We start from the raw sequence: 25,790 nt of genomic DNA on the forward strand, positions 1-25,790 counted from the left end.
CTACCCGATCTTCTTCTTCAGATCGTCCACCGGCGTCGTGTGCGTGACGATGCGGGACTGGAGCTCCCGCGCCACGTTGGTGATGAGCGGCTTGCGCATCATCGTCATGTGCGTGCCCGGCATGTCCACGACCTCCACGCCGCCGGTGACGAACTCCTCCCAGCCGGTGTGCTCACGCGTGTCCGGCCGCTGGCTGGCGCGCAGCAGCACGATCTTCCCGTCGAGCGGCTTCGCGTCGTACTGCGTGAAGGCGCGCGAGGTGGACTCGAACACCCGGTACAGGTTGCGCACGCGCTCCACGCCCACGTCGGCGATCTGCGTGTCACCCTGGCTGCCCACTTCGTAGAAGTAGTTCACACGCTCCGCCTGCGTCATCTGGCTGATGCGCTCGCGCAGCTCCAACGGGTCGCGGCCCGTGGTGGCCGCCAGCATCATGGTGAGCTCGGAGGTGAGCATGTCCTCCAGCACCTGCTCCGGCGTCTTGTCCGGCACCATGTGCTGCACGGTGTACGCGTCGATGCTCGCCAGCAGCGCCACCTCTTCGCCCACGGCGCGCAGCTGCCGCGCCATCTCGAAGGCGATGATGCCGCCCAGCGACCAGCCCGCCAGGTGGTAGGGCCCGTGAGGCTGCACCTCGCGCACGGACGCCAGGTACAGCGCGGCCATCTCCGCCACGGTGCCCAGGGGCTCCTCGCCCTCGGTGCCCCGGGCCTGCAGGCCGTAGCACGGCTGATCCGCGTCCAGCTCACGCGCCAGGTCCACGTAGCAGAGGACGCCGCCGCCCGCCGGGTGGATGGCGAACAGCGGAGGCTTGGTGCCCTCCGGCTTCAGCGCCACCAGCGGAGACCAGGCGCGTGACTCGGCCTCCAGCAGCGCGGCCAACTGCTCCACTGTCGACGCCTGGAACAGCGACGCCAGGGGCAGGTTCTTGCCGGTGAGCTGCTGGATGCGGCCCATGAGCTGCACCGCCAGCATGGAGTGGCCGCCCAGGTCGAAGAAGTCGTCGCGGATGCCAATGGGCGACATCCCCAGCGTCTCCTCCCAGACTCGGACCAACTGCAGCTGCAGCGGCGTGCGCGCCACCACCAACGTGGAGCCTTCCGCGCGAGCGGTGTCCGGCGCGGGCAGCGCGCGGCGATCCACCTTGCCGTTGGACGTGAGAGGCAGCGACTCCAACGTCATGAAGGCGGACGGCACCATGTACTCAGGCAGCGTGCGCCGCAGCTGCTCGCGCAGCTCCGGGACTCCCGCCACGCTCTGACCCGGCGCGCCCACCAGGTACGCCACCAGGCGCTTGTCGCCCGGCACGTCCTCGCGCACCAGCACCACGGCCTCGCGCACGCTCGGGTGCGAGAGCAGGCCTGCTTCGATTTCACCCAGCTCGATGCGGAAGCCACGCACCTTCACCTGGAAGTCCGCACGGCCCAGGTACTCCAGCGTGCCGTCAGGACGCCACCGCGCCAGGTCGCCGGAGCGGTAGAGCCGCGCGCCCGGAACAGTGCTGAACGGATCCGGGATGAAGCGCTGCGCGGTCAGCTCCGGCCGGCCCAGGTAGCCACGGCTCAGGCCGTCGCCGCCCACGTACATCTCACCCGTGACGCCTGGAGGCACCGGCTGTCCGTGCGCATCCAGCACGTACACCTGGAGGTCCGGAATCGCGACGCCGACCTCGCTGCCGCGCCCGCCCTCCGCGTCCGCCGCCTTGAGTGCGCGGTAGGTCACGTGAACGGTCGTCTCGGTGATGCCGTACATGTTGACGAGCACCGGCGCGTTGTCCGCGTGGCGCGCGTACCACGGACGCAGGCTGCCGAACTCCAGCGCCTCGCCGCCGAACACGACCGTGCGCAGGGACAGGCCCTCGTGGTCGCCTGTGCGCTCCTCGTGTTGGATGAGCTGACGGAACGCGGACGGCGTCTGGTTGAGCACCGTGACGCCCTCGCGCTTGAGCAGCGCGTGGAAGTCCGCGGGCGTGCGGCTGACTTCGTACGGCACCACCACCAGCTTGCCGCCGTACAGCAGCGCGCCCCACATCTCCCAGACGGAGAAGTCGAAGGCGTACGAGTGGAACAGCGTCCACACGTCGTTCGCGCCGAAGTTGAACCAGTGCTTCGTGCCGTCGAAGAGGCGCACCACCTGGTCGTGCTCAATCTGCGCGCCCTTGGGACGGCCCGTGGAGCCGGACGTGTAGATGACGTACGCCAGGTGATGCGGCGCCACGCCGCTGTCCGGCGTCGTCGTGGGCGCGGAGGCCCAAGAGGCGGCATCCGAGTCCAGGCACAGGCGCTTCGCCGCGCCCGACGGCACCACGTCCAGCAGGTGCTGCTGCGTGAGCACCACCGGCACGCGAGCGTCCTCCACCATGAACTCCAGGCGATCCCGCGGGTACGCCGGATCCATGGGCAGGTACGCGCCGCCGGCCTTGAGGATGGCCAGCAGGCCCACCATCAACTCCAGCGAACGCTCCACCGCGAGGCCCACCAGGACCTCCGGCCCCACGCCCAGTGTGCGCAGGTGATGCGCCAGCTGGTTCGCCCGCGTGTCCAGCTCGCGGTACGTGAGGCGCTGTTCGGCGTAGGTGACCGCGATGGCGTCCGGAGTACGGGCCGCCTGACGCTCGAACAGCGTGTGCAGGCACGCGTCCACGGGGAAGCGGAAGGACGTGTTCCAGTCCGTCACCACCTCCGTGCGGTCCTCCGCCGTGAGCAGCGGCAACTGGTGCAGCCGCGCGTCGGGGTTGGCCCCGATGCCCGCCAGCAACACGCCCAGGTGACGGGCGAGCCGCTCGGCGGTGCTCGCATCGAACAGGTCGGTGTTGAACTCGAGCCCGCCCTCGATGCCGTTCGCCGTCTCCGTGAGGCCCAGCGACAGGTCGAACTTCGCGGTGCGGTGCTCCACCTCAACGCCTTCCAGGCTGAGGTCGGTCAGACTGAACGCCCCTTCCGGCGCGTTCTGCAGCGTCATGGACACCTGGAACAGCGGCGTGCGGCTGGTGTCGCGCGTGGGCGCCAGCTCCTCCACCAGCTTCTCGAACGGCACCTCCTGGTGCGCGTACGCGCCCAGCGTCGTCTCCCGCACGCGGCCCAGCAGCTCGCGGAACGTGGGGTCGCCGTCCAGCTTCGTGCGCAGCACCAGCGTGTTGACGAAGAAGCCGATGAGGCCCTCCGTCTCCGCGCGCTGGCGGCCCGCGATGGGCGTGCCCACGCTGATGTCATCCTGCCCGGAGTAGCGAGACAGCAGCGTCTGCCACGCGGCCAGCAGGACCATGAAGGGCGTGGTGCCCTCCTTGAGCGCCAAGGCCCTGAGCGTCTCCGTCAGCTCCCGGCTGACCTTCACCGGAACGCTGGAGCCGTGCGACGTCTGCACCGCCGGACGAGGACGGTCCGTGGGCAGCTCCATCGCGGATGGAGCACCGGACAGCTGCTGCTTCCAGTATCCGAGCTGCTTCTCCAGCACCTCGCCCTGGAGCCAGCCGCGCTGCCAGCCCGCGTAGTCCGCGTACTGCACCGGCAGCTCCGGCAGGGACGGCGTGCCGCCGTTGGAGAAGGCCTCGTAGGACGCGGCCATCTCGCGCACCAGCACGCCCATGGACCAACCGTCGGAGACGATGTGGTGCATGACGAGCAGGAGGATGTGCTCCTCCTCATCCAGCTTGAGCAGCTTCACGCGCAACAGCGGACCGGTGGCCAGCTGGAACGGCTGCACCGCTTCGTCGTCCGCGAGCCGGCGGGCCTCGTCATGGCGCTCCGGATCCGCGATGTCGGAGAGGTCCACCACCGGGAGCGGCAGCGACACCGCCGGGTGGATGACCTGCGTGGCCTGTCCGTTGTCCAGGTGGAACGACGTGCGCAGCGATTCGTGCCGACGCACCAACTCCGTGAAGCTCTGCTCCAGCGCCATCACGTCCAGCGAGCCCTTCAGGCGAAGGACCATGGGCACGTTGTAGGCCGGGCTGGACGCGTCCAGCTGGTGCAGGAACCACAAGCGCTGCTGCGCGAACGACAGCGGCAGGCGGCCCTCGCGCGGCAGCGGCACGATGGCGGGCGCCTGGGTGCCCGCACCGGCCTGGAGCGCCTGGTCGATGAGGACGGACAGCTTCTGCACCGTGGGCGCGTTGAAGACGTCCCGCAGCTGCAGGTCGATCCGGAAGATGCTCCGGACGCGTGACAGCACCTGCGTGGCCAGCAGCGAGTGTCCACCCAGCTCGAAGAAGTCGTCCGTCGAGCCCACGCGGTCCACGTTGAGCAGCTCGCTCCATGCTCCGGCGAGCAGCTGTTCGGTGGGGGTGCGCGGCGCGATGAACGCGTCGTCCTGCGCGCGCTCGTCGCTGGGGACGGGCAGCGCCTTGCGGTCCACCTTGCCGTTGGAGGTCACCGGCAGCGCCTCCATCACCACGAAGGCGGACGGCACCATGTACTCGGGCAGCGTGCGCTCCAGGTGCTCGCGCAGGCCCTTGCGGTCCAGGGACTCCACGTCACCCGCGACGTAGGCCACCAGCCGCTTGTCGCCGGCCACGTCCTCGCGGACGACGACGACGGACTCGCGCACGCCGTAGGCGCCCATGAGGGCGGATTCGATCTCCCCCAGCTCGATGCGGTAGCCACGCACCTTCACCTGGTGGTCGACGCGGCCCATGTATTCCAGCGTGCCGTCGGCGCGCCAGCGGGCCAGGTCGCCGGAGCGGTACAGCCGCGCGCCCGCGTCGGTGCTGAACGCATCCGGGACGAACTTCTCCGCCGTGAGCTCCGGGCGGCCCAGGTAGCCGCGGCCCACCTGCACGCCGCCGATGTACAGCTCACCCGGCACACCCACCGGCACGGGTTGCAGCTGCGCATCCAGCACGTACATCCGCGTGTTGGGCAGCGGCTTGCCGATGCGCACCGCGCCGGAGGCGGAATCCTCCGGGGCCACGACGTGCACCGAGCAGCCCACCACCGTCTCCGTGGGGCCGTACTCGTTGATGAGCCGCGTGGCCGGCGCATGCTTGCGCCAGAACGCCAGCTCCTCCGAGAAGAGCGCCTCGCCGCCGATGACGAAGGCACCCGTGCGCCCCGCCGCCGCGTCCGCGCCCAGCAGGTCCGACAACAACCGCAGGTGGCTGGGCGTCAGCTTCACCAGGCTGAAGCCCGTGCCTTCACGCAGCACGTCCGCCAGGCCTTCCACACCCCGCGTCTCGGACACCATCACCACGCCCCGGCCCGCGACCAGCGGCGCCAGCATGCTGGTGACGGTCAGGTCGAACGCGAGCGACGAGTGCACCGGCGCGCCCGCACCCGTATCCAGCCCGTACGCGGACAAGCACCACGTCAGGTAGTTGGACACGCCGCGGTGTTCGATGGCCACGCCCTTGGGCTTGCCCGTCGAACCGGACGTGTAGATGACGTACGCCAGGTTGCCGGCCGTCACCGCCGTCACGGGCGCGTCCTCGCGCTCGCGGGAGATGCTCCGCTTCCAGTCGCCATCCAGGCTGATCAGCTGCTGGGTGGTGACGGGCAGCTCGTCCGCCAGCGAATCCTGCGTCAGCACCACCGGCACCTGCGTGTCCTCCAGCATGAAGGACAGGCGATCCAGCGGGTACTTCGGGTCGAGCGGCACGTAGGCGCCGCCGGCCTTGAGCACGCCCATCACGGCGATGACCATCTCCAGCGAGCGCTCCAGGCACAGGGCGACCTTCACCTCGGGCCCCACGCCCAGCCGGCGCAGGTGGTGCGCCAGCTGGTTGGCCTTCGCGTCCAGCTGCCGGTACGTGAGCTGCTCACCCTCGAAGGTCGCGGCGATCGCGTCCGGGGTGCGGGCCACCTGCTCCTCGAAGCGCTGGTGGATGCAGGCGTCGCGCGGGAAGTCGGCCCGCGTGTCGTTCCACGTCGTCAGCAACTGCGTCCGCTCGCCCTCGGTGAGCAGCGGCAGGCGCTGCACGGGCACGTCCGGCTGGGACGCCACGCCCTCCAGCAGGACGCGGAGGTGCTCCAGCATCCGCTCGGCGGTGCCGGCGTCGAACAGGTCGGAGTTGTACTCCATGGCGCCGCGCAGTTCGCCGTCCACCTCCGACAGCGTCATGTTCAGATCGAACTGCGCGGTGCGGTGCTCCAGCGGGACGGCGCGCAGCGTGAGGCCCTTGACCTCCAGCTCCGGCACCGGCGCGTTCTGGAACGACAGCAGCACCTGGAACAGCGGCGTGCGGCTGGTGTCGCGCGTGGGCGCGAGCTCCTCCACCAGCTTCTCGAAGGGCACCTCCTGGTGCGCGTACGCGCCCAGCGTCGTCTCCTTCACCTGGGCCAACAGCGCGCGGAAGGACGGGTTGCCCTCCAGCTTCGTACGCAGCACCAGCGTGTTGACGAAGAAACCGATGAGGCCTTCCGTCTCCGTGCGGCCACGGCCCGCGATGGGCGTGCCCACGCTCACGTCGTCCTGACCGGAGTAGCGCGCGAGCAGCACCTGCCACGCGGCCAGCAGCACCATGAAGGGCGTGGCGCCTTCCTTCAGCGCCAGGGCCTTCAGCGTGTTCGTCACCGGCTTGCCCACGCGCAGGTTCACGCTGGCGCCCCGGTACGTCTGCACCGCCGGACGCGGACGGTCCGTGGGCAGCTCCAGCGCGGCGGGCGCGCCGGTCAGCTGCTGCTTCCAGTACGCCATCTGCTGGGCCAGCACGTCACCCTGCAGCCAGCCGCGCTGCCAGCCCGCGTAGTCCGCGTACTGCACCGGCAGCTCCGGCAGCGACGGCGCGCGGCCAGAGGCGAAGGCCTCGTAGAGGGCCGCCATCTCCCGCACCAGCACGCCCATGGACCAGCCGTCGGAGACGATGTGGTGCATCGTCGCGAGCAGCACGTGCCGCTGGGCCTCCAGCTTGAGCAGCTTCACGCGCAACAGCGGGCCGTTCGCCAGGTGGAACGGACGCTGCGCCTCTTCGTTGGCCCGACGCTGGGCCTCGGCCTCGCGGACGTCCTCGGGCTGGCCGGACAGGTCCACCACCTGAATCGGCAGCGTCGCGGCCGGGTGGACGACCTGCGCGGGCTGGCCATCGCGCATGGGGAACGTGGTGCGCAGCGATTCGTGGCGGCGCACCAGCTCCGTGAAGGCGCGCTCCAGCGCGGACACGTCCAGCGTGCCCTCCAGCCGCACCGGCAGCGGGAGGTTGTAGAAGGCGCTGTCCGGCTCCAGCTGATTGAGGAACCACAGACGCTGCTGGGCGAACGACAGCGGCATCCGCTCCGCGCGCGGCAGCGGCACGAGCGGCGGAGCCCTCACGCCCCTGCCCTGCGCCACGAGCGCGTCCACGCGCCGGGCCAGGTCCGACACCGTGGGCGCCTCGAAGAGCGTGCGCAGCGGCAGCTCCACGTCGAAGGCCTCGCGGATGCGCGACGCCAGCCGCGTGGCCATGAGCGAGTGGCCACCCATCTCGAAGAAGTGGTCCTCCACGCCCATTCGCTCCACGCCCAACAACTGCGCGAAGAGGGCCGCGAGCAGCTCCTCCGTCGGCGTGCGCGGGGCCACGAAGGTGCGCGTGCGCGACACCTCGCCCGTCGGCGCGGGCAGGGCCTTGCGGTCAATCTTGCCGGCGGGCGTCAGCGGCAGCGCTTCCAGCACCACGAAGGCCGAAGGCACCATGTACTCCGGCACCTCGGTCTTCAGATGGCGGCGCAGCTCCACCGCGTCCAGTGTGCCCGCGGCCTGGGGCACGACGTACGCCACCAGGCGCTTGTCGCCCGGCGCGTCCTCGCGCACCACCACCGCCGCCTCACGCACCTCCGCGTGGTGCAGCAGCACGGACTCGACCTCGCCCAGCTCGATGCGGAAGCCTCGCACCTTCACCTGGGAGTCGATGCGGCCCAGGTACTCGAGCTCGGCCAGGGACGTCCACCGCACGCGATCGCCCGTACGGTACAGCCGTGCGCCGGGCTCCTGGCTGAACGGGTTCGGGACGAACCGCTCCGCCGTCAGGTCCGGCCGGCCCTGGTAGCCACGCGCCAGGCCCGCGCCCGCCACGTACAGCTCGCCCGGGACGCCCGTCGGCTGGGGCCGGAGCGCGTCATCCAGCACGTACACCTGCACGTTCGCCCACGGCTTACCGATGGTGAGCCGCTCCGGGTTCGCGCCGTTCTCGGTCAGCGTCGCGCAGACCGTGGCCTCCGTGGGGCCGTAGGCGTTGATCATCAAGCGCCCTTCGCCCCACTTGCGCGCCAGCTCCACGCTCAGCGCTTCGCCGGCGGAGATGACGGTGCGCAGGCCTTCCAGCCCTTCCGTGCCCAGCTGCGCGAGCACCGACGGCGTCAGGGTGATGGCGGTGATGCGCTGCTCCTGGAGCAGCGTGCGCAGCGGTTCATCCGGCAGCAGCCGGTCGCGCGGCGCGAGTACCAGCGTGGCCCCGGCGACGAGCGTGCCGAACACCTCGCACACGCTGGCGTCGAAGCTGGACGCCGCGTACTGCAGCACCCGGCTGCCCGGCGCGTAGCGGTGCGCGCGGCCCGCCTGGATGGCGGTGTTCACCAGGCCCTGGTGCTGGAGCAGCGTGCCCTTGGGACGACCCGTGGAGCCGGACGTGTAGATGACGTACGCCAGGTTGGCGGAGGTCATGTTCACGGACGGCGCCGTGGTGGGCAGTGCCTGGAGGACACTCCGAACGTCATCCAGGTGCAGCCCGACACGGTCTTCCGCGTGCAGGCCCGGCATGGGCTCGCCGCGCGTCACGAGCACCGTGGCGCCGCTGTCCTCCAGCATGTAGTCGAGCCGGTCGATGGGGTACGCCGGGTCGAGCGGCACGAACGCGCCGCCGGCCTTGAGCACGCCCAGCATGCCGACCACCAGGTCCAGCGAGCGGTCCAGGCAGAGCGCCACGCGCACTTCCGGCGCGACGCCCAGGGTGCGCAGGTGGTGCGCCAGCTGGTTCGCCTTCGCGTCCAACTGCGCGAACGTGAGCGACGTGTCCTCGTAGACGAGCGCCACGGCGTCCGGCGTGGCGCGGGCATGCGCCTCGATGAACGACTGGATGCACGCCTCGCGCGGGAACTCCACGCGGGTGTCGTTCCACACCACCAACTCCTGCCGCGCCTCGTCCTCCGTCATCAGCGGCAGCGCCATCACGCGCTGGTCCATGTCCGTGGCGATGCCTTCCAGCATCATCACCAGGTGCTGCACCAGCCGTTCGGCGGTGGCGCGGGAGTACAGGTCGGAGTTGTACGCGAGCCGGCCCAGGAAGCCCTCGGACGCGTCCGCCAGCGACAGGGACATGTCGAACTTCGCCGTGCGCGCTTCGGCCTCGAACGTCTTCAGCGTGAGGCCGGCCACGGACACCTGACCGGACAGGTCCTCCGCCTGGAGCACGAACATGGCCTGGAAGAGCGGCGAGCGGCTGGTGTCGCGCACCGGGTGCAGCTCCTCCACCAGCTTCTCGAAGGGCACTTCCTGGTGGACGTGCGCGGACAGCACCGTGTCACGCACCTGGGTCAGCACGTCGCGGAAGGACGGGTTGCCCTCCAGCTTCGCGCGCAGCACCAGCGTGTTGACGAAGAAGCCGATGATGCCCTCCGTCGACGAGTGCCCGCGGCCCGCGGCCGGAGAACCCACGCTGATGTCATCCTGGCCCGCGTGGCGCGCCAGGAGCACCTGCCACGCCGCCAGCAGGAACATGAACGGCGTCACGCCCTTCTCGCGGCACAGCGCCTTGATCCGCTGCGACAGCGGCTGCGGCACCTTCACCGCCACGCCGCCGCCCGAGTACGTCATCACCGCCGGGCGCGGGAAGTCCGTGGGCAGCTCCAGCGCGGAGGGCGCGCCGGACAGCTGCTGCCGCCAGTACTCCACGTGCTTGCCCATGACGTCGCTGCGCAGCCAGTCGCGCTGCCAGCCCGCGTAGTCCGCGTACTGCACCGGCAGCTCCGGCAGCGGCGACGGCTTGTCCTCACGGAAGGCCGCGTAGAGCGCGGCGATCTCGCGGACGAGCAGGCTCATGGACCAGCCGTCCGTGATGATGTGGTGCAGCGACAGGAGCAACACGTGCTCCGTCTGGGACATGCGCAGGATGAGGGCGCGCATGAGCGGCCCCGTGGCCAGCTTGAAGCCGCGATTGGTCTCCGCGTCGGCCAGGCGCTTCGCCTCGGCCTCGCGCTCCGCGTCCGGCAGGCTGCTCAGGTCCACGACGTTGAGCGACGCAGGCGTGGGCGCGTGGATGCGCTGCACGGGCTGATCGCCTTCCGCGTGGAACGTGGTGCGCAGCGATTCATGCCGGCGCACCAGCTCCGTGAAGGTCCGCTCCAGCACTCCCAGGTCCAGCTCGCCCTCCAGACGGACGGGCAGCACGATGTTGTAGAACGCGCTGTCCGGCTCCATCTGGTCCAGGAACCACAGCCGCTGCTGGGCAAGACCCAGCGGCAGCGAGCCCTCGCGCGACAGCGGCACGATGGGCGGCGCCTGGAGTCCCCGCTCCGAACGCACGGACTGATCCACGCGCTGGGCCAGGTCCGCGATGGTGGGCGCCTCGAAGAGCGCGCGCAGCGGCAACTCCACGCCGAACGCCTCGCGGATGCGCGAAGCGACCTGCGTGGCCAGCAGCGAGTGCCCGCCCAGGTCGAAGAAGTTGTCGCGCACCCCTACCCGCTTCACGTCCAGGATCTCCGTCCAGACCGTGGCGAGCATCTCCTCCGTCGGCGTGCGCGGCGCGGCGAACTCCGCCTCGCTGCGCTCCGTGCGGGAGTCGGACGGCGCGGGCAGCGCCTTGCGATCCACCTTGCCCGCGGGCGTCATCGGCAGCGCCTCCAGCACCACGAAGGCGGACGGCACCATGTACTCCGGCACCTCGCCCTTCAGGTGGCGCCGCAGCTCCGCCACGTCCAGCTCCGTGTCCTCTTGCGCGACGACGTAGGCCACCAGGCGCTTGTCGCCCGGCACGTCCTCGCGCACCACCACCGCCGCCTCACGGATGTCCGTGTGGTGCAGCAGCACGGACTCGACTTCGCCCAGTTCGATGCGGAAGCCGCGCACCTTCACCTGGAAGTCGATGCGGCCCAGGTACTCCAGCTCGCCCGTGGCCAGCCAGCGCACGCGGTCACCCGTGCGGTACAGCCGCGCGCCCGCGTCGGTGCTGAACGGATGCGGCACGAACTTCTCCGCCGTCAGGTCCGGCCGGCCCTGGTAGCCACGCGCCAGCGCCACGCCGCCGATGTAGAGCTCACCGCCCACGCCCACCGGCACCGGACGCTGCGACGCGTCCAGCACGTACACCTGCGCGTTCGCCCAGGGCTTGCCGATGGTGATCCGCTCGGGGTTCACGCCGCCTTCGGTCAGCGTCGCGCAGACCGTGGCCTCGGTGGGGCCGTAGGCGTTGATCATGAGGCGCCCCGCGCCCCACTTGCGCGCCAGCTCCACGCTCAGCGCTTCACCGGCGGACACCACGCTGCGCAGGCCCTCCAGCCCTTCCGTGCTCAGCTGCGCGAGCACCGACGGGGTCAGCGTGGCGGTGGTGATGCCCTGCTCCTTCAACAGCGTGCGCAGCGGCTCGTCCGGCATCAGCCGGTCGCGCGGCGCGAGCACCAGCGTGGCGCCCGCGGCCAGGGTGCTGAAGATCTCCCAGACGCTGGCATCGAAGCTGGACGCCGCGTACTGCAACACGCGGCTGCCCGGGCCCACCCGCTTCGCCGCGGCTGCGCGCAGGGCCGTGTTCACCAGGCCCTGGTGCTGGAGCAGCGTGCCCTTGGGACGGCCCGTGGAGCCGGACGTGTAGATGACGTACGCCAGGTTGTGGGCGGACACGCCCGTGCGCGGCGCCTCCTCCGGCATCCGCTCGATGGCGTCCACGTCCATGTCCAGCTGGATGGTCAGGCGGCCGTCGGTGGGCAGCGAGTCCATCAGAGACTCCTGCGTCACCAGCACCGGCGCGCCCGAGTCCGACAGCATGTAGTCGAGCCGCTCCACCGGGTACGACGGATCCAACGGGATGAACGCGCCGCCGGCCTTGAGGATGCCGAGCATGCCCACCACGAGATCCAGCGAGCGCTCCAGGCAGAGCGCCACGCGCACCTCGCGTCCGACGTACCGGCGGCGCAGGTGGTGCGCCAGCTGGTTCGCCTTCACGTCCAGCTCCGCGTACGTGAGCGACTGGTCCTCGTACACGAGGGCCACCGCGTCCGGCGTGGCCTCCGCGTGCGCTTCGATGAGCGAGTGGATGGTCGCCTCGCTCGGCAGCTCCGCGCGGACGTTGTTCCAGCCCACCAGCACCTGATGCCGCTCCTCGGCGGACAGCAGGGGCAGCTCGCCCACGGGCGACTCAGGCTGGGTGACGATGCCCGCCAGCAGCACGTGCAGGCGCGCCATCATCCCCTCCGCGGTCGCGCGGGCGAACAGGTCGGAGTTGTACTCCAGGCGGCCCACGAAGCCGTCCGCCGCGTCCAGCATGGACAGGGCCAGGTCGAACTTCGCGGTGCGCGCTTCCGCCTCGTAGGCGCTCAGCGTGAGGCCCGGCACGGACAGCTTCGCCGCCAACTCCTGGTGCAGCACGAACCACACCTGGAAGAGCGGCGAGCGGCTGGTGTCGCGCACCGGCTGCAGCTCCTCCACCAGCTTCTCGAAGGGCACTTCCTGGTGCGCGTGCGCGCCCAGCACCGACTCCCGCACCCGCGCGAGCACCTGGCGGAACGAGGGGTCCCCTTCCAGCCGCGTGCGCAGCACGAGCGTGTTGATGAAGAAGCCGATGAGGCCTTCGGTCTCCATGCGGCCACGGCCGGCCACGGGCGAACCCACCGTGACGTCGTCCTGGCCCGCGTGGCGCGCCAGCAGCACCTGCCACGCGGTGAGCAGCAGCATGTACGGCGTGACGCCTTCCTTCAGCGCCAGGGCGCGCAAGGCATCCGACAGCTCGCGCGGCAGCGTGAAGGGCAGCGTCTCACCGCGGTACGTCTGCACCGCCGGGCGCGGGAAGTCCGTGGGCAGCTCCAGCGCGGAGGGCGCGCCGGTCAGCTGCTGCTTCCAGTAGCCGACCTGCTTCTTCAGCACGTCGCCCTGGAGCCAGCCACGCTGCCAGCCCGAGTAGTCCGCGTACTGCACCGGCAGCTCCGGCAGCGGCGACGGCTTGCCCTGACGGAAGGACTCGTAGAGCGCGGCGACTTCACGCACGAGCACGCCGCGCGACCAGCCGTCGGACACGATGTGGTGCACCGTGAGCAGCAGCATGTGGCGCACGTCCGAGATGCGCACCAGCGTGGCGCGCAGCAGCGGGCCCGTAGCCAGGTTGAACGGCTTGCCCGCGTCCTCGTCCGCCAGCCGCTGCGCCTTCGCCTCGCGCTCCGCCTCCGGCAGGTGCGTGAGGTCCACGAGCGGCAACGGCATGCGGGCCGCCGGGTGGACGACCTGCACCGGGTTGCCACCCTCCGCGCGGAAGGTGGTGCGCAGCACTTCATGCCGGCGCACCAGCTCCGTGAAGGCCTGCTCCAGCGGGGCCACTTCCAGCGCGCCGTCCAGCATCACCGGCGCGGCGATGTTGTAGAACGCGCTGTCCGGCTCCAGCTGATCCAGGAACCACAAGCGCTGCTGCGCGAACGACAGCGGCAGCGTGTTCTCGCGAGACAGCGGCACGATGGCCGGCGCCTCCAGGCCGAAGCCCTGGCGGACCGCCTCGTCCACGCGAGCGGAGAGCGTCTCCACCGTGGTCGCCTCGAAGAGCGCGCGCAGGGGCAGCTCCACGCGGAACGCGCTCCGGATGCGGGAGATCATCTGCGTCGCCAGCAGCGAGTGGCCGCCGAGCACGAAGAAGTCGTCCTTCGCACCCACGCGCTCCACGCCCAGGAGCTTGGACCACAGGCCCGCGATGAGCTCCTCGGTGGGAGTGCGCGGGGCCACGTGGGCGCGGCCCGCTTCGGTCTCCTGCTCCGGCGCGGGCAGCGCGCGGCGGTCCACCTTGCCGTTGGACGTGAGCGGGAGCGCGTCCAGCATGACGAAGGCGGACGGCACCATGTAGTCCGGCAGCCGCGTCTTCAGGCCCTGGCGCAGCGCACCGGCCTCCAGCGTGTGGCCGGGCACCGCGACGACGTAGGCCACCAGGCGCTTGTCGCCCGGCACATCCTCGCGCGCCAGCACGACGACTTCCGCCACGCCGGGCAGGCCGCTCATCGCGGCTTCAATCTCCGGCAGCTCGATGCGGAAGCCGCGCACCTTCACCTGGAAGTCGACGCGGCCCAGGAACTCCAGCGCGCCGTCCGGCAGGTAGCGCACGCGGTCGCCCGTGCGGTACACGCGCGCGCCGGGCTCCGCGTGGAACGGATCCGCCAGGAAGCGCTCCATCGTGAGACCGGGCTGTCCCAGGTAGCCCCGGGCCACGCCCGCGCCGCCGATGAACAGCTCGCCGGGCACGCCCACGGGGACGGGCTGCAGCGCCGCGTCCAGCACGTACATCCGCGCGTTGGGCAGCGGCCGGCCCAGCGGCACGGAGGCCGTGGCGGCAAGCGCAGTGCCCCGCTCCACCTTCCACGTCAGCACGCCGACCGTGGTCTCGGTGGGGCCGTAGTGGTTGAAGACTTCGAGCCCGGGCACCAGCGCGTGCACGCGCGCCACGAGCGCCGGATCAGACGCCTCACCGCCCAGCACCAGCCGCTTGCGAGGCAGGACGCGCTCGGGCGACGGCGACGACAGGAGCGCCGTCAGGTGCGAGGGGACGATCTTCAAGCAGTCCACCGCGTGGCGCTGGAAGTAGTCGCCCAGCGCGGCCGGGTCGGAGGCGCGGTCGCGGGAGATGAGGTGCAGCGTGCCGCCACCGCTCAGCGTCGGGAAGACGGCGGTGTGGCCCAGGTCCGCGGCCAGCGTGGACACCGACGCGAAGCTCGCCGCCGGGGGCAGCTCCAGGCGCAGCGTCACGCCCTCCACGTAGTGGTTGAGCTGACGGTGCTCGATGGCCACGCCCTTGGGCCGGCCCGTGGAGCCGGACGTGAAGATGACGTAGGCCAGCGAGCCCGCGTCGCCCAGGCGCTCCGGGTCGTCCTCACGCTCGCGTGAGAGCAGCCCAGCGTCGGAGTCCAGGCACACGTGTCCCCTGGAGGCGTCCGCCACGTGCTCGGCGAGCGAGGCCTGGGTGACCACGAGCGAAGCCGCCGCGTCCTCCAGCACCGTGCGCAGGCGCTCCGGCGGGTGCGACGGATCCAGCGGCACGTACGCGCCGCCGGCCTTGAGGATGCCCAGCATGCCGACGATGGCGTCCGGGGTGCGCTCGGTGAGCAGACCCACGCGCGCATCCGGGCCCACGCCGCGCGCGCGCAGCCAGTGCGCGAGCTGGTTGGCCCTGCGGTTCAGCTCCCCGTAGGTGAGCTGGCCGTCGTCGCAGACCACCGCCACGGCGTCCGGCGTGCGGGCCGCGTGAACGGCGAAGCGCTCATGGACGAAGGTGTCGCCCGCGGACGCCGCGCCCGTGGCGTTCCAATCCACCAGCAGCTTCTGGCGCTCCGCGTCCGGCAGCAGCCGCGCGTGTTCGTGACGCGCGTGCGGGTTGGCGGCCATCGCTTCGAGGGCGCGGAAGTAGTAGCCCGCCAGCGCCTCCGTCTGGTCCGCGTCGCGCTGCGTGCCGTTGGTGCGCAGCACGAGCATCAGCGCGCCGGTGTCCGGGCGCTGGAGGAACAGCGTGCTCAGCGGAAGCTCCATCCACGCGGTGGACGGCGTCTCCTCCAGCAGGCGCACGCCTTCGAGCTGCGACAGGCCTCCGGCCACGTGGAAGTGGACGAAGTTGAAGATGGTCTCGAACAGCCGCTGGCCCCCCAGCTGCTGCTGCAACCGGCCCATGGGGTAGCGGCGGTGCGGCCAGATGTCGCCGTCCGCCTTCGAGACCTGGCGCACCAGGTCCAGCCACGAGCCGTCCGCCAGCGTCACCGGGAACGGGATGCTGTTGAGGAACAGGCCCACCATGCGCTCACTGTCGGCCGTCTCCGGACGGCCGTTGGAGACCACGCCCGTCACCACCGAGCGCTGTCCCTCCATCAGCGCACGCACGCGCAGGTGCGCCGCCAGCAGCACGGTCTTCAGCGGCACGTTGACCGCCTGTGCCACGCGCTGCAGTCCTTCCTGGAGCGCGGCGGGCACGTCCACCTGCCGCATGCTCAGCACCGGCTCCTGGCCCGCGGGCAGCGGCGCGCGAGGAGCAGGACGGTCCACTTCCGACAGGCGCGACTTCCAGAACTGCTCTCCCTCGCCGGAGGTGAGCGACTGGTGCTCCAGCGCGACGAACTGGCGGTAGGTGACAGCCAGCGGCGCCGCCTCCGGGGCCGGCGTGCCGCGCAGCAGGTTCACGTAGCCGCGGAACAGCTCGGACAACAGCGTCGCGAGGCTCCAACCATCCAGGATGGCGTGGTGGAAGATGAGTGAGAACTGGAGCGTCTTCTCCGTGCGCCGGTAGATCGCGAAGCGCAGCAGCGGCGCGCGGTTCCAGTCGAACGGACGGCAGCGGTCCGCTTCCACGAGCCTGCGCAACAGCGCGTCCTGCTCCGCGGCGGGCACGTGGCGCACGTCGTGGAGCTCCAGCGGCACCTGGGCTTCGCGGTGCACGAACTGCAACGGCTGCTCGTAACCGGTGAGGTCGAACGACGTGCGCAGGATGGCGTGGCGGCGGGCCAGCTCGGCCAGCAACTGGCGCATCTTCGCCTCATCGAGCGCCATCTCCAGGTGGTAGCTGGTGGCGTCGTGGTACATGCCGGACGCCTGGTCCAGCTCGCTCTGGAAGAGCATGCCGGCCTGGAGCACGGCCACCGGGTACGCATCCTCCACATCCGAGGGCAGCCGCGCGCGGTCCGCTTCGGACAGCAGGCTGAAGGGCTCCGAGCCTGGGACGGCCTGTGCCGCGCCCTTCGACGGGGCCGCGTGAACCAGATTGCCCAGCGCGCGGATGGTGGGCTGACGCAGCAGCTCCACCATGGGCAGATCCAACCCGCGCTCACGCAGCTTCGCGATGAGCTGGATGCTGCGGATGGAGTCACCGCCCAGGTCGTAGAAGCTGTCGTCGATACCGACGCGCTCCACGCCCAGCACCTCCGCCCAGACCTCGCACAGCGCGGTCTCCTCCATGGTGCGAGGCGCGGCGTACGCGGTGGACATCTGCGGACGCTCGGTGCCTGGCACGGGCAGCGCGCGGCGGTCCACCTTGCCGTTGGGCGTGAGCGGCAGCGCGTCCAGCGCCATCAGCGCCGTGGGCACCATGTACGCGGGCAGCTTGTCGTGCAGGAACGCACGCATCGTGTCCACGCCCAGCGGCTCCGCGCCCTCTTCCGTGACGACGTAGGCCACCAGGGCCTTCTCGCCCGCGACCTCCTGCACGGCGACGGTGACGTCGAGCACGGACGCGTGTCCGCGCAGCGCCGTTTCAATCTCGCCCGGCTCGATGCGGAAGCCGCGCACCTTCACCTGCTGGTCGATGCGGCCCAGGAACTCCAAGGCGCCGTCCGCGCGGAAGCGGACCTGGTCGCCGGTGCGGTACAGCCGCGCACCCGGCACGGTGCTGAACGGATCCGGAATGAACTTCTCCGCCGTCAGCTCCGGCTGGTTCAGGTAGCCATGTGCCAGGCCGTCGCCGCCCGCGAACAGTTCGCCGGGGGCGCCCAGGGGCACGGGCTGCAGGGACGCGTTGAGGACGTGCACACGCGTGCCGTTGATGGGACGGCCGATGGGCACGGAGATGCCCAGCGTGCCCGCGTTCTCCACTGGGTAGCACGCGGTGAACGTCGTGTTCTCCGTGGGGCCGTAGCCGTTGATGACGCGGCAGCCGGGCAGCTGCTCCATCACGCGCAGCACGTGCGCGGGGGACAGCACGTCACCACCCGCCAGGAGCTGGCGCACGGGGCGCAGGCCGTCCAGGTTGCCGTCCACCATCTGGTGGAACAGACCGGCGGTGAGCCACAGGGTGCTCACGCCCTCGCGGTTGATGACCTCGCCCAGTTCGTCGAGGGTGGGCGCGCGCGGCGGGAACACGGCGAGCTTCGCGCCGTTGAGCATCGCGCCCCACAGCTCGAAGGTGGACGCGTCGAACGCGAGCGGCGCCAGCTGGAGGAACACGTCCTTCGACGACAGGCTCACCCACTCCGGGCCGCATACCAGGCGCACCACGGCGCGGTGGGGCACGGACACGCCCTTGGGCCGGCCCGTGGAGCCGGAGGTGTAGAGGACGTACAGCTCGTCCTCGCCGCTCGGCGCGGTTTCGAGGTTGGCGTCCGAACGCTTCGCGAGCGCGGCCGCGTCGTCATCCAGGCAGATCACCTGGAGCCACTGCGCGGGCAGCTCGTCCGCGATCGCGGAGACGCTGACGAGCGCGGACAGGCCCGCGTCCTCGATGAGCATCGAGAGGCGCTCAGTGGGGAAGCTGGGGTCGAGCGGCACGTACGCGCCGCCCGCCTTGGCGATGCCCAGCACCGCCACGACGAGGTCCAGCGAACGCTCCAGGGATACGCCCACGCGCTTGCCGGGCTTGACGCCCAGGGCACGCAGGTGGTGCGCGAGCTGGTTGGCGCGCGCGTTGAGCTGCGCGGCGGTGAGCGTTTCACCCTCGAAGCTCACGGACACCGCGTCCGGGGCGCGGGCGGCCTGCGCCTCGAAGACGCGCGACACGGGCTGGCCGTGCGGGTACGTCCGCGGGCGGTCGTTCCACGCGGCGAGCGTGCTGCGCTCATCCGGCGTGAGCAACGGCAGCGTGCCGATGCGGAGCTCGGGATCGTCCACGACGGCGCGCAGCAGCGACTCGAAGTGGGCGAACAGGCGCTCCACCGACGCGCGGTCGAGCACGTCCGTGTTGTGCTCCACCGTGACGGTGAGCCCGCCCTGCCACGGGAACACGACGACGAGCAGGTCCCACTTGGCGGTCCCGTTCGTCTCCGCGTCCAGGAGGCTCAGCTCCAGGCCAGGGAGCTGGAGCGGCGGCAGCGGCGCGTTCTCCAGCACGAACTTCACGTTGAACAGCTGGCCACCCGGCTCGCGCGGCGGCTTGAGCGCCTGCACCAGCGTGCCGAAGGGCAGGTCCTGGTGCTCGTAGGCGTCCAGGGTCCCCTTGCGCACGCGGTCCAGCAGCGAGCGGAAGGACTGGTCGCCCGACACCTGAGTGCGCAGGACGAGCTGGTTGGTGAAGAAGCCGACCAGGGACTCCAGCTCCTCGCGGGCGCGGTTCGCGATGTCCGTGCCCACGACGATGTCGTCCTGGCCGGTGCGGCGGTGCAGGAGCGCGTCGAACGCGGCGAGCAGCACCATGAACAGCGTGGCGCCCTCCCCTCGTCCCAGCGCCTCGATGCGGGACGTGAGGTCCGGCGACAGGTGGAAGCGGCGGCTGTCACCGTGGAAGCGGTCGCCCGCGGGACGCGGCGCATCCGTGCGCAGCGCGATGCGGGGCGCTCCGGCGAGCTGCTTCTTCCACCAGGAGATCTGCTGCTCCAGCACGTCGCCGCTCAGCCACTGGCGGTGCCAGAGGGTGTAGTCCGCGTACTGCACGGGCAGCGCGGGCAGCGGCGAGGGCTCTCCGCGCGAGAACGCGGTGTAGAGCGCCTGGAGCTCGTTCATGAACACGCCCACGGCCCAGCCATCCACCACGATGTGGTGCATGGCGAGGCACAGCACGTGCTCGCGCGCGCTCAGCTTCAGGAGCTGGGCGCGCAGGAGCGGGCCCTGCACCAGGTCGAAGGGCCGAGCGGCCTCCGCGTTCAGGTGCTTCCGGGCCTCGGCCTCCGCCTGGTCGGCGGGCAGCGAGGACAGGTCCACCACGGGCAGCACGAACGGCTTCGCCGGCAGGATGACCTGCACGGGCGCGCCGGACGCGTCCTGATGGAAGACGGTGCGCAGCGCCTCGTGGCGCCGGACGATCTCCTCCAGGCCACGGCGGAGCACGTCGACGTCCAGGTCGCCAGTCAAACGCGCCGCGCTGGGCACGTTGTAGATGGGCGTGCCCGGCGTGAGCTGCTCGAAGAGCCAGAGGCGCTCCTGGTCGAACGACAGCGGCAGCGAGCCCTCACGCGACGCGGGCTTGAGCGGCGGCGTTTTGAACTTCCGCTCGGCGCCGGTGGCCTCGTCCACGCGGGCGGCCAGGGCGGCCACCGTCGGAGACTCGAAGAGCGCGCGCAGGGGCAGCTCCACCTGGAACTCGCCGCGCAGACGCGACACCAGCTGCGTGGCCATCAGCGAGTGGCCGCCCAGTTCGAAGAACGAATCCTCCGCGCCCACCCGCTCCACGGTGAGCACGCGCGCGAAGAGAGCCGCCACGCGCGTCTCCGTCTGCGTGCGAGGGGCCACGTAGGCATCCGGACGCGTGAGCGCGCCGGTGGGGGCCGGCAGGGCCTTGCGGTCCACCTTGCCGGCGGGCGTCATCGGCAGTGCGTCCAGCACCACGAACGCCGACGGCACCATGTACTCCGGCACGCCGTCCTTCAGGTGCTTGCGCAGCGAGGCCGCGTCCACCGTCCGACCCGGCTGCGGCACGACGTAGCCGACGAGCCGCTTGTCGCCCGGCACGTCCTCGCGCACCACGACCGCCGCCTCACGCACGTCCGCGTGGCGCAGCAGCACGGCCTCGATTTCACCCAGTTCGATGCGGAAGCCGCGCACCTTCACCTGGTGGTCGATGCGGCCCAGGTATTCGATCTCGCCCTCGGCCAGCCAGCGCACGCGGTCGCCGGTGCGGTACAGCCGCGCGCCGGGATCCTGGCTGAACGGGTTGGGGACGAACTTCTCCGCCGTCATGTCCGGCCGGCCCTGGTAGCCGCGCGCCAGGCCTTCGCCCGCGACGTACAGCTCGCCCGCGACGCCCACGGGCACCGGATGGTGCAGGGCATCCAGCACGTACACCTGCACGTTCGCCAGCGGCTTGCCGATGGTCAGGCGCTCCGCCCGGACACCGCCGTGCGTAAGGGTCGCGCAGACCGTGGTCTCGGTGGGGCCGTACGCGTTGATCAGCGTCCTCCCCTGCCCCCACTTGCGAGCCATCTCCACGCTCAGCGCCTCACCGGCGGAGACGATGGTGGACAGCCCGTCCAGCCCGTCCGTGCTCAACTGCGCGAGCACCGACGGCGTCAACGTCACGGTGGTGATGCGCTGCGACTTCAGCAGCGTGCGCAGCGGCTCGTCCGGCAGCAGGCGGTCGCGCGGCGCGAGCACCAGCGTGGCCCCGGACACGAGCGTGCTGAACACCTCCCACACGCTGGCGTCGAAGCTGGACGCCGCGTACTGCAACGCACGGCGGCCCGTGCCCAGGCCCTTCGCCGCGGCGGCCTGCCGGGCGGTGTTGTTGAGGCCCCTGTGCGGCAGAAGCGTGCCCTTGGGGCGGCCCGTGGAGCCGGACGTGTAGATAACGTACGCCAGGGCGTCGGCGTTGGCGCCGGAAGCCGGAGCGGTCTCCGGCAGCGTCCGGAGGTGCGCCGCCTCCACATCCATGCGCACGACGCGCAGGCCGTCGGAGGGCAGCTGCTGGCTCAGCGAGTCCTGCGTCACCAGCACGGGCGCGCCGCTGTCCTCCAACATGAAGGACAGGCGCTCACGCGGGTAGGACGGATCCAACGGCACGAAGGCGCCACCGGCCTTCTGGATGCCGAGCATCGCCACCGCCAGCTCCAGCGAACGCTCCACGCAGAGCGCCACACGCACCTCGGGCCCGACGCCCAGCGTGCGCAGGTGGTGCGCCAGCTGGTTCGCCCGCGCATCCAACTGCGCGTACGTGAGCGACGCATCCTCGAACACCAGCGCCTGCGAGTCCGGCGCACGACGCACCTGGGCCTCGAAGAGCGTCGGGAACGTCACGTCACCCGTGACGTCGCCGCGCGTATCGTTCCACGCCACCAGCACCTGGTGACGCTCCTGCGCGCCCATCAGCGCGAGGTCGGACAGCTTCGCCGAGGGACGCGCCGCCACGGACTCCAGCATCACCCGCAGGTGCTCCGTCATCCGCTGCGCCGTCGCCGCCGCGAACAGGTCGGTGTTGTACTCGAGCGTCCCTTCCAGTCCGCCCGCCGTCTCCGTCAGCGACAGCGTCAGGTCGAACTTCGCCGACTTCGCGTCCACTTCGTACGGCGACAGCTCCACGCCCGACAGCTTCAGGTGCGGCAGCACGTCCTGCTGCAGCGCGAACATCACCTGGAACAACGGCGCATGGCTCAGGCTGCGCTGAGGCTGCAGCTCCTCCACCAGCTTCTCGAACGGCACGTCCTGGTGCGCGTACGCGCCCAGCGTCGTCTCACGCACCTGCTTCAGCACCTGCTGGAAGCTCGGGTTGCCCGAAAGCTTCGTGCGCAGCACCAGCGTGTTGACGAAGAAGCCGATAAGGCCCTCCGTCTCCGCCTGCGTGCGGCCCGCGATGGGCGAACCCACCGAGATGTCGTCCTGCCCGCTGTAGCGGGACAGCAGCACCTGGAACGCAGCCAGCAACAACTGGTACGGCGTGACGCCTTCCTGCTTCGCCAGCGCGTTCAGCGTGCGGCTCAGGTCCGCGCCCAGCTTCACCGGCACCGTCGCGCCGCGGTACGTCTGCACCGCGGGGCGTGCGAAGTCCGTCGGCAGCTCCAGCACCGCAGGAGCCCCGGCCAGCTGCTGCTTCCAGTAGCCGACCTGCTTCTCCAGCACTCCGCCCAGCAGCCACTCCCGCTGCCACTGCGCGAAGTCCGCGTACTGCACCGCCAGCTCCGGCAGCGGCGACTTCTGGTTGAGGACCTGGGCCTCGTAGAGCGCGGCGACCTCGCGCACGAGCACGCCCATGGACCAGCCGTCGGAGACGATGTGGTGCATCGTCACCAGCAGCACGTGCTTCGCGTCGCCCAGCTTCAGCAGCTTCGCGCGGAAGAGCGGGCCCGTGCCCAGCTCGAACGGGCGCGCGGCTTCTTCCTCCGCCAGCCGCCGCGCTTCCGCGTCCTGTGCACCGGAGACGTCCACCACCGGCAGCTCGAAGGCCTTCGCCGGGTGGATGACCTGCACCGCCTGACCGTTCTCATCGCGGAAGGTCGTGCGCAGCGACTCATGCCGGCGGACGATCTCTTCCAGGGCCCGCCGCATGGCTTCCACATGCAGCGCGCCCTCCAGCTTCACACCACCCGCCACGTTGTAGAAGGCGCTGCCCTGCTCCAGCTGGTCCAGGAACCACAGACGCTGCTGCGCGAACGACAGCGACTCCGTGGCGCTCCGGGGCCGAGGCGTGATCGCCGGGGCCTTGGACGCATCACGGCCTGACACGGCCGTATCCACGAACGCCGCAAGCGAAGCCACCGTGCTCAGCTCGAAGAGCGAACGCAGCGGGACCTCGGCGCCGAAGGCCGTGCGCAGCCGGGAGACCAGCTGCATCGCCAGGAGCGAGTGGCCGCCCAGCTCGAAGAACGAGTCCTCCGCACCCACGCGCTCCACGCGCAGCAGCTGCGCGAAGATCGTGGCCACCTGCTCTTCCGTCGCCGTGCGCGGAGCCACGTACTGGCCCTGCGCCGTCTGGGCCTCCGGCACTGGCAGTGACTTGCGGTCCACCTTCCCGTTCGGATTCAGAGGCAGTGCGCTCAACACCACGAACGCCGACGGCACCATGTACTCCGGCAGCCGCGCCTTCAGACCCTTGCGCAGCTCCGCCACGTCCAGAGACGCACCCGCCACGTACGCCACCAGGCGCCTGTCGCCGGGCACGTCCTCGCGCACCATCACCACGGACTCGCGCACGCCGGGCTGCGTGGACAGCACCGACTCCACTTCGCCCAGTTCGATGCGGAAGCCACGCACCTTCACCTGGAAGTCGATGCGGCCCAGGTACTCCAGCTCGCCATTCGGCAACCAGCGGATGCGGTCGCCCGTGCGGTACATCCGCGCCCCGGGCTCCTGGCTGAAGGGATTGGGGATGTACCTCTCCGCCGTCAGAGCAGGCTTCGCCAGGTAGCCTCGCGAGAGGCCCGCACCCGCGATGTACAGCTCGCCCGGCACGCCCTGCGGCACCGGACGCAGCCACGCATCCAGCACGTACCCCCGCGAGCCCGTCAGGAGACGGCCCACCGTCGGCTCCCGCGTCGCGCCCTTCTCCACGCACAAGTACGTCGAATACGTCGTGTCTTCCGTCGGGCCGTAGAAGTTGTAGACGGCCTCCACGTTCTTCAGCCCGTAGACGGCCTGCGCCAGCCGGTTCAGCAACGGCTCACCGGCGAGGTTCACCGTGCGCACCGTCTCCGGCACGCCCTGGCTGCGCAGCAGCTCCGCCATCGCGGAGGGCACCGTGTTCACCAGCGTCACCCGGCTCGCGTCCTTCATCGTCGGGAGCGCCAGTGCGTTCTCAGCGACGATGACGGAACCACCGATGCTCAGCGGCGCGAAGACTTCAAACACCGAGATGTCGAAGTTCAGCGACGTCGACGCCAACATGCCCGACAGCTGCTCCGGCGTGAAGAACGTCGTCGCCCAGTGCAGGAAGGCCACCACGCTGCGCTGCTCGATGGCCACGCCCTTCGGACGGCCCGTCGAACCCGACGTGTACAGCACGTACGCCAGGTTCCTCACGCCCGTGCGCGCATCGACGCGCGAAGCAGGGTTCTTGGAGATGTTCTCCCAATCCGTATCCAGGAACACGTTGCGCGCCGAGTGCTTGGGCAGCACGCCCAGCAACTTCTGCTGCGTCAGCACCACCGTCGCCTGCGCGTCCTCCAACATCCAGCCCAGACGATCCTGCGGGTACGCCGGATCCAACGGCACGTAGGCGCCACCCGCCTTCAGCACGCCCAGCAGCGCCACCACCATCCGTGCGGAGCGCTCCAGGCTCACGCCCACCAGCATGTCCGGGCCCACGCCCAGGCCACGCAGGTGATGCGCCAGCTGGTTCGACTGCGCCTCCAGCTGCGCGTACGTCAGCACCTCTCCATCGAAGTAGACGGCCGCTGCATCCGGCGTGCGCGCGACCTGCGCCTCGAAGAGCGCCTGCATCGTCCCGGTCACCGGAGCCGGCAGGTCCGTCCCCGACACGTCCAGCAGCAGCGTCTGCTTCTCCTGCGCGCCCATCAGCGACAGGTCGAACACCTTCGCCATGGGCCGCACCGCCACGGACTCCAGCAGCACCCGCAGGTGCTCCGTCATCCGCCGCGCCGTCGCCGCCGTGAACAGGTCCGAGTTGTACTCGAGCGTCCCTTCCAGTCCGCCCGCCGTCTCCGTGAGGAAGAGCGTGAGGTCGAACTTCGCCGTCTTCGACTCCACCTCGTACGGCGACAACTCCATGCCCGACAGCTTCAGGTGCGGCAGCACGTCCTGCTGCAACGCGAACATCACCTGGAACAACGGCGCATGGCTCAGGCTGCGCTGCGGCTGGAGTTCTTCCACCAGCTTCTCGAACGGCACGTCCTGGTGCGCATACGCGCCCAGCGTCGTCTCGCGCACCTGCTTCAGCAGCTGCTGGAAGCTCGGGTTGCCCGAAAGCTTCGTGCGCAGCACCAGAGTGTTGACGAAGAAGCCGATGAGGCCCTCCGTCTCCGCCTGCGTCCGGCCCGCGATGGGCGAACCCACCGAGATGTCGTCCTGGCCCGTGTAACGAGCCAGCAGCACCTGGAACGCAGCCAGCAGCAACTGGTACGGCGTGACGCCTTCCTGCTTCGCCAGCGCGTTCAGCGTGCGGCTCAGGTCCGCGCCCAGCTTCACCGGCACCGTCGCGCCACGGTACGTCTGCACCGCGGGACGCGCGAAGTCCGTCTGCAGCTCCAACATCGCCGGAGCCCCGGCCAGCTGCTGCTTCCAGTAGCCGACCTGCTTCTCCAGCGCCCCGCCCAGCAGCCATTCCCGCTGCCACTGCGCGAAGTCCGCGTACTGCACCGCCAGCTCCGGCAGCGGCATGGCGCGGCCCTGCGAGTGCGCCTCGTAGAGCGCGGCCA

General features: G+C 70.7%; 1 protein-coding gene (only partly in view). It reads right to left on the reverse strand.

The window, feature by feature from the left end:
* Positions 1–25,790: the 3' portion of a non-ribosomal peptide synthetase gene (locus D7Y04_RS29080; RefSeq protein WP_158627606.1), read on the reverse strand. The gene runs 5,722 nt beyond the window's last position; only the last 25,790 of its 31,512 coding nucleotides appear in the window; the start codon falls outside the window, past its right edge — the gene reads right to left on this strand; it ends in the stop codon at positions 1–3.

It is taken from the genome of Corallococcus sp. AB038B, assembly GCF_003668955.1.
Classification (GTDB): domain Bacteria; phylum Myxococcota; class Myxococcia; order Myxococcales; family Myxococcaceae; genus Corallococcus; species Corallococcus exiguus.